7 protein-coding genes are annotated in these 6,434 nt (G+C 71.1%); 2 read left to right on the forward strand and 5 right to left on the reverse strand.

Going from position 1 to position 6,434, the window contains the following annotated elements; translation table 11 throughout:
* Positions 1–129: 129 nt before the first annotated feature.
* Complete coding sequence (gene glgC, locus ACZ6RT_RS05975) at positions 130–1,356, reverse strand: glucose-1-phosphate adenylyltransferase (RefSeq protein ID WP_399194207.1); 1,227 nt, start codon at positions 1,354–1,356, stop codon at positions 130–132.
* A 48-nt stretch (positions 1,357–1,404) separates the two neighbouring features.
* On the opposite strand from glgC, the gene glgA reads away from it, so the two are divergent.
* Positions 1,405–2,601 (forward strand): glycogen synthase, encoded by a 1,197-nt coding sequence (gene glgA, locus ACZ6RT_RS05980; protein WP_470152402.1) that lies wholly within the window; start codon positions 1,405–1,407, stop codon positions 2,599–2,601.
* A gap of 108 nt (positions 2,602–2,709) precedes the next feature.
* On the opposite strand, the gene ACZ6RT_RS05985 is transcribed toward glgA, so the two are convergent.
* Positions 2,710–3,075: a PH domain-containing protein gene (locus ACZ6RT_RS05985; RefSeq protein WP_344900239.1), complete on the reverse strand. Its 366-nt coding sequence runs from the start codon at positions 3,073–3,075 to the stop codon at positions 2,710–2,712.
* A gap of 96 nt (positions 3,076–3,171) precedes the next feature.
* Between ACZ6RT_RS05985 and pgeF the strand changes: the two genes are divergently transcribed.
* On the forward strand, positions 3,172–3,858 hold the full coding sequence (pgeF, locus tag ACZ6RT_RS05990; protein WP_399194337.1) for a peptidoglycan editing factor PgeF: 687 nt from the start codon (positions 3,172–3,174) through the stop codon (positions 3,856–3,858).
* A gap of 281 nt (positions 3,859–4,139) precedes the next feature.
* On the opposite strand, the gene ACZ6RT_RS05995 is transcribed toward pgeF, so the two are convergent.
* From ACZ6RT_RS05995 to ACZ6RT_RS06005, 3 genes are all read right to left on the reverse strand, one after another.
* Entirely contained in the window at positions 4,140–4,547 is a 408-nt protein-coding gene (locus ACZ6RT_RS05995) for a nitroreductase family deazaflavin-dependent oxidoreductase (RefSeq protein ID WP_399194202.1), read from the reverse strand.
* Between the two features lie 64 nt (positions 4,548–4,611).
* Positions 4,612–5,427, reverse strand: coding sequence for a sirohydrochlorin chelatase (locus ACZ6RT_RS06000; protein ID WP_470152403.1), 816 nt, complete (start codon positions 5,425–5,427; stop codon positions 4,612–4,614).
* A 90-nt stretch (positions 5,428–5,517) separates the two neighbouring features.
* Positions 5,518–6,075: a GNAT family N-acetyltransferase gene (locus ACZ6RT_RS06005; RefSeq protein ID WP_399194198.1), complete on the reverse strand. Its 558-nt coding sequence runs from the start codon at positions 6,073–6,075 to the stop codon at positions 5,518–5,520.
* Between the last annotated feature and the right edge of the window lie 359 nt (positions 6,076–6,434).

The raw sequence follows: 6,434 nt of genomic DNA on the forward strand, positions 1-6,434 counted from the left end.
GCCAGAACCCGGTCAGGCGGGAACCGCGTCAGGGGCGGCACCCGGCCAGGACCGGGCCATGGACAAGGACCGGGCCCAGGGCAAGGACCCGGTCGGGCGGGCCGAGGGCGAGGTCAGGGGCGGGACCGGTCAGCGCTCGACGATCTCGTTCTTGCCGATGACCACGATGCCCCCGCTGGTCACCGCGAAGCGGCTGCGGTCGTACTCCAGGTCGAAGCCGATCCGGGCGCCGTCCGGGATGACCACGTTCTTGTCGATGATGGCCTTGCGGACGATGGCGCCCCGGCCCACCTTCACGTTGCCCATCAGCACCGAGTCCTCGACCTGGGAGTGGGAGTGCAGCACCACGCCGGGGGAGAGGATCGAGCGCAGGGCGAGCCCGCCGGACACGATCGCGCCCGCCGAGACCAGCGAGTCCACGGCCCGGCCCACCCGGTCGCCGTCGTTGTGCACGAACTTGGCCGGGGGCAGCGGGTCGTGACCGGTGTAGATGGGCCAGCGGCTGTTGTACAGGTTGAAGATCGGGTGCGCCGAGATGAGGTCCATGTGGGCCTCGTAGTAGGCGTCGAGCGTCCCGACGTCCCGCCAGTAGCCCCGGTCGCGCTCGGTGGAGCCGGGCACGACGTTGTCGGCGAAGTCGTACACCTCCGCGCTGCCGGACTTCACCATCATCGGGATGATGTTGCCGCCCAGGTCGTGCTTGCTCGCCGGGTCGAGCGCGTCCTCGCGGAGCGCGTCGATCATCGACTGGGTCCTGAAGACGTAGTTGCCCATCGAGGCGTACACCTGGTCGGGCGCGTCCGGCAGGCCCACCGCGTCCTTGGGCTTCTCGCGGAAGGCCGTGATCTTGCGTCCGGCCGGGTCGGTCTCGATCACCCCGAACTGGTCGGCCAGGGAGATCGGCTGCCGGATGGCGGCCACGGTCACCTCGGCGCCCGACTCGATGTGCTGCTGCACCATCTGCCGGGGGTCCATCCGGTAGATGTGGTCGGCGCCGAACACGATGACGTGGTCGGGCATCTCGTCGTAGATCAGGTTCAGGTTCTGGAACAGCGCGTCGGCGGAGCCGGAGAACCAGTGCGGCCCGAGGCGCTGCTGGGCGGGGACCGGCGTGACGTAGTTGCCGAGCATCGCCGACAGCCGCCAGGTCCGGGAGATGTGCCGGTCCAGGCTGTGGTTCTTGTACTGGGTCAGTACCACGATCTGCAGGTAGTGACCGTTGGCCAGGTTGGACAGGACGAAGTCGACCAGCCGGTATATCCCCCCGAAAGGCACCGCCGGCTTCGCTCGATCAGCCGTCAGAGGCATGAGCCTCTTGCCTTCTCCACCGGCGAGCACGATCGCGAGGACTCTCATGAATGGACCTTAACCTGACGACCAGGGATGAAACACTAGGCTGATCGTATGCGAGTGGATCTGCTGACCCGTGAATATCCCCCCGACGTGTACGGAGGGGCGGGCGTTCACGTCGAATACCTCGCCCGGGAGCTGCGCAGGCTCGCCGACACCCGGGTCCGCTGCTTCGGGACCTCCCGGCAGGAGGAGGGCGTCTCGGCCTACCGGGTGCCCGGTGGCCTGGAGACGGCCAACGCCGCGCTCCAGGTCCTCGGCGTCGACCTGGAGATGGCCGCCGGGTGCGAGGGCGCCGACCTGGTGCACAGCCACACCTGGTACGCCAACTTCGCCGGGCACGTGGCCAAGATGCTCTACGGGACGCCCCACGTGGTGACCACGCACAGCCTGGAGCCGCTGCGCCCCTGGAAGGCCGAGCAGCTCGGCGGCGGTTACACGCTGTCGTCGTGGGCCGAGCGCGGCGCGCTGGCCACCGCCGACGCGATCATCGCCGTCTCCGAGGGCATGCGCCGCGACGTGCTGGCGAGCTACCCCGAGATCGCGCCGGAGAAGGTCACGGTGATCCACAACGGGATCGACACCGGGGAGTACGCCCCCGACCGCGACACCGATGTCCTGGAGCGGCACGGCATCGACCCGAGCATGCCGTACGTGGTCTTCGTCGGCCGCATCACCCGGCAGAAGGGCCTGGTCCACCTGCTGCACGCGGCGCGCGACTTCCACCCCGACGCCCAGCTCGTGCTCTGCGCGGGCGCCCCCGACACGCCCGAGATCGCCGCCGAGGTGACCGCGCTGGTCCGCGGGCTCGACCGCGAGGGCGTCGTGTGGATCTCGGAGATGCTCCCCCGGCCGGAGGTGATCCAGATCCTCACCCACGCGACCGTGTTCGTCTGCCCCTCGGTCTACGAGCCGATGGGCATCGTCAACCTGGAGGCCATGGCCTGCGAGACCGCGGTCGTGGCCACCGCCACCGGCGGCATCCCCGAGGTCGTGGCCGACGGCTCCACCGGCCTGCTCGTCCCGATCGACCAGGCCGCCGACGGCACCCCGCACGACCCCGAGGCGTTCGCCGCCGCCATCGCCGAGCGGGTCAACCGGTTGCTGGCCGATCCGGCCCTCGCCACCCGGATGGGCGAGGCCGGGCGGATCCGCGCGGTGGAGCACTTCTCCTGGGAGCGCATCGCCGAACGGACCATGGAGCTCTACCGCGGGGTCGCCGGGGAGAGGGCCCCGGCCGAGGCCGGCTGACGCCTCCCTCGCGTCCCTCGCGGAGGAGGATCGTCCCGGACGTCGGCCGGTGCGGGGCGGGGACCCGTGCGCCGGCCGACGCGGGACGGGGGCTCCGGGCGGCGACGGTCAGCCGGTGATGAAGTGCAGGATCACGTTGTGCACGTGGTGGGCCTTGTCGTCGCCCCGGAACTCCACCTCGTAGGTGTGGGTGCCCACGTGGATGGCGATGGCGCCCGAGGAGAAGAACGAGCCGGCGAAGGACTTGTTGCTCACCACGCTGACCGCCGAGACCTTCCCGTACGGGATGCTGGTGATGGCGACCTTCTTGCCGACGAACGACTTGTCCTGGACGATCACGCGCTTGTCGGTGAGCCCCAGGAAGCCGGTGCCCGCGCCGATGGCGTCGTAGACGGCGATGATCTGCTCGCCGGGCATCAGGCCGCTCTCGATCTGCTGGTACTGCTCCTTGCGGTCGTACACGACCTGTGCCATGAGACTCGCAATCTCTCGGGGGATCGATGTCCCTGTGAAACGAACGTCCGGGAAGCCGGGTTCCGGGACCAGTAGGGTCGGCCCGTGAACTTTCAGATGAGGATCACCGACCGGCACGGCGGCGTCAGCGCCGCGCCCTACGACAGCCGCAACCTCGGGGGCATGTGCGGGGACGATCCCGACGCGGTCGCGGTGAACAGGGCCAGGACGGCCGCCGAGTTCGGCCTGGAGCGGGTCGTGTTCATGCGGCAGGTGCACGGGGCCGACGTCCGCTACGTCGAGGAGCCGTTCGGCGACGACCCGCCGCCGCTGGACGGGATCCTCACCGGGGTGCCCGGCCTCGGCCTGGCCGCGCTCTGCGCGGACTGCGCGCCCGTGCTGCTCGCCGAGCCCGAGGCCGGCCTGGTCGGGGCGGCGCACTCGGGCCGGGTCGGCACCATGGCGGGTGTGGTCACCGCCCTGGTCGAGGAGATGACCGGGCGCGGCGCGGACCCGGCGCGGATGACCGCGCTGATCGGGCCGATGGCCTGCGGCACCTGCTACGAGGTCCCGGCCGAGCTGCGCGACGAGGTCGCGGTGACGCTGCCGGAGGCGTGGTCGATCACCCGCCAGGACACCCCGGCCCTGGACCTGCGAGCCGCGATCACCGCGCAGCTCGGCAGGGCGGGCGTCGGGGAGATCACCCACGACACCCGGTGCACCATCGAGACCGCCGACCTGTTCTCCCACCGCAGGGAGAACACGACCGGCAGGTTCGCGGGCTACGTCTGGCTGGAGCCCTGATCCCGTCCGGTTCCCGGCGCCTGCCCTGATCGCGGCCCCGGTCCCGGTACCGGCCTTGATCCCCGTCCGGCTCCCGGCCCCGGCCGGGGTTCCGGCCCGTCACGAGCCCTGTCACGAGTCATGTCACGAGCCCTGTCGCAGGCCGCGTCGCGGGTCTCGTCACGGGCCTTGTCGCGAGCTCTGTCACGAGCTTTGTCACGAGCCCCGTCGCGCGTCTCGTCACAGGCCTCGTCGCGGGTCCTGTCACGGGTGGCGGAACCCGGCCGACGCGATCGTGCCGCTCAGGACGTGACGCGCTCCAGCACGACAACGGGGATGTCCCGGTCGGTCTTCTTCTGGTAGTCGTCGTAGGCGGGCCAGGCGGCCGTCATGACCGGCCACATCTCCTGCTTCTCCTGCGGGGTGGCGGTACGCGCCCTGGCCCTGAACCGGTCGCCCAGCACCTGGACCTCGACGTCCGGGTCGGCCTGCAGGTTGAGGTACCACAGCGGCGGCTCGTCGGCGCCTCCCTTGGACGCCACCACCAGGTAGTCGTCGCCGTAGCGCTGGTAGATGAGCGGCGTGTCCCGGCGTTCACCGGACCTGCGGCCCGTGGTGGTGAGGATCAGGGCGGTGGTGCCCTGCCAGTCGTGTCCTTCGGCACCGTCGGTCGCGCGGTACCGCTCGACATGCTCTTTTCCGAACAGCATGGTCTGTCCCCTCTGACGGTTGAAAGGGTCATTACCCGTCGGAGGGGACAGCTCACCTGCCCGCTCAGTCGGCGGACAGGATGCTCCCGTAGGCGCGGGCGGCGAGGTCGGCGACCAGGTCGTGCGCGCCGAGGACCCCGGCGCACTCGGCCCCGGCCTCCGCCGCGGCCGAGTCCACCAGCCCGCCGGGCACCTCCGGCCCCAGGACGCACGGGGAGAGCGCGATGCGCTCGGCGCCGATGCCGCGCAGCCGCTCTGCCGCTGCGGCCACCGAGGGAGCGCTGTCCAGCGAGGCGACCAGGACCGGCAGCGTCAGGCGCGAGGCCAGCAGCACGGCCGTCGGCTGCGCCTCCACCGCCGCCTTCTCGCCGCCGACGGTGGCGAGGACGACCCCGTCGACCGGGCTGGAGACGTTGATCAGCCGCATCCGGTCGGCCCGCGCCAGGCCCCGCTCCGCCAGGCGGATGTGCAGGGCCTCGGCGAGCAGCGGATGCGGGCCCAGCGGATCGGTGACCGTCGCCGCGACCCCGCTCGAGGCCACGGCCTGGGAGATCAGCCGGTCCGCGACCGGGTGCGGGCCGGTCAGCAGCGGCACCACGACGGCGGCGGTGGCGTCCTCGGGCCGTTCCCTGGCCGCCGCCTCCAGCTCGGAGGCCAGCTGCTTGGCGTCCTCGTCGAGACCGGCCAGGCGTACCTGGATCTGGGGGTTGTCCACCCGGATGAGGGCCGCGAGCTCTGCGGCGGCGCCGGAGGCGTCACCGAGGGTGGCCAGCACCAGTGCCGGTGCCTCGGGCGGGAGCTGGGAGGGCACGGGCCTGCGGTGCCTTCCGGAGGGCCGGACCGGACGCCCTCGTACGGGGAGGATGGGACTCTCGCTCACAAGCGCGGACTCTAGGGCCATTTGCCGCTTTCCGTTACCGGAAACGCCAGGATTTCCCTCACAACATTGTGCCGGGGGCGGCGCCGGGCGTCAGACGTCGCGGTGGCCCTCCCACTCGTCCTCCAGCGCCGAGTGCACGATGGAGTCGCGCCACGTCCCGCGCGCCCGGACGTGGTGCCTGATCCTGCCCTCCTCGACCATCCCGGCGACCAGCATCGCGAGCTGGGCGGCGGTGTTGGCGGGGGAGCGGGCGCCCCAGATGCGGTGCAGGCGCAGGTCGCGGAATCCGAAGGTCAGGATCAGCCGGATCAGGTCGGTGCCGATGCCCCGCCCCCAGTGGTCGGGACGCAGCCCGAGGCCGAGCTCCGCGCTGTGCGGATGGTCGGCCTCGATGTGCAGGCGGGCGACCCCGAAGGCGTCGTCGCCGTCGAGGCCGGTCACCGCCAGCACGTACAGGAGCCGGGGCTCGGCCGTCCGGGCGTTCATCGCCTCGACGATCGTCTCCTCGACCTCCTCGCGGGTACGGGGGTCGAACGGCAGGTGCTCGGTCGCGGTGGGGTCGCCGTAGACCGCGTGCAGGGCGTCCACGTCGTCGATGGTGATCTCACGTAACCGGAGCCTCTTGCCCGTGATCTCAACGGAGCGCATACGCGGGCGCCAACGTCTCGGGGCTCCTGTGACCGGAGGTCATCCCATCAAGCGGACATACCATCATTTTAGTGATCTTATACGCATGCTTCGGTGGCTGCCCAGGCCCTTGAGTGCAGTGCTGCCCCTGTTTCCTCCCTGTTCCACCCTTGTTCCTCCTGTGTCGTCCCATGTCAGCTCGTGTCCTCTGCTGTCCGGAGCCCGTCGGCCGGGAGGCGGTTCTGTCCGGAACCGGCCGTCCGGGGGGCGGGCCGCCCCCCGGACAGGGCGGTCCCTCGGGGCCCCGGTCCCCCCGGGGCCGTTTTTTTGTGCCCTCCGGTCCCCAAAGGGAAGGGCGGAGGGGGGGAAGGAGGGAAGGA

It is taken from the genome of Streptosporangium sp. NPDC050148, assembly GCF_055586505.1.

Excerpts from the sequence above, each read along its gene's own strand:
- ACZ6RT_RS05995 (WP_399194202.1), bottom strand. The coding sequence starts at position 4,547 with ATGCTGTTCGGAAAAGAGCATGTCGAGCGGTACCGCGCGACCGACGGT.
- ACZ6RT_RS05985 (WP_344900239.1), bottom strand. The coding sequence starts at position 3,075 with ATGGCACAGGTCGTGTACGACCGCAAGGAGCAGTACCAGCAGATCGAG.
- pgeF (WP_399194337.1), top strand. The coding sequence starts at position 3,172 with ATGAGGATCACCGACCGGCACGGCGGCGTCAGCGCCGCGCCCTACGAC.
- ACZ6RT_RS06005 (WP_399194198.1), bottom strand. The coding sequence starts at position 6,075 with ATGCGCTCCGTTGAGATCACGGGCAAGAGGCTCCGGTTACGTGAGATC.
- glgA (WP_470152402.1), top strand. The coding sequence starts at position 1,405 with ATGCGAGTGGATCTGCTGACCCGTGAATATCCCCCCGACGTGTACGGA.
- glgC (WP_399194207.1), bottom strand. The coding sequence starts at position 1,356 with ATGAGAGTCCTCGCGATCGTGCTCGCCGGTGGAGAAGGCAAGAGGCTC.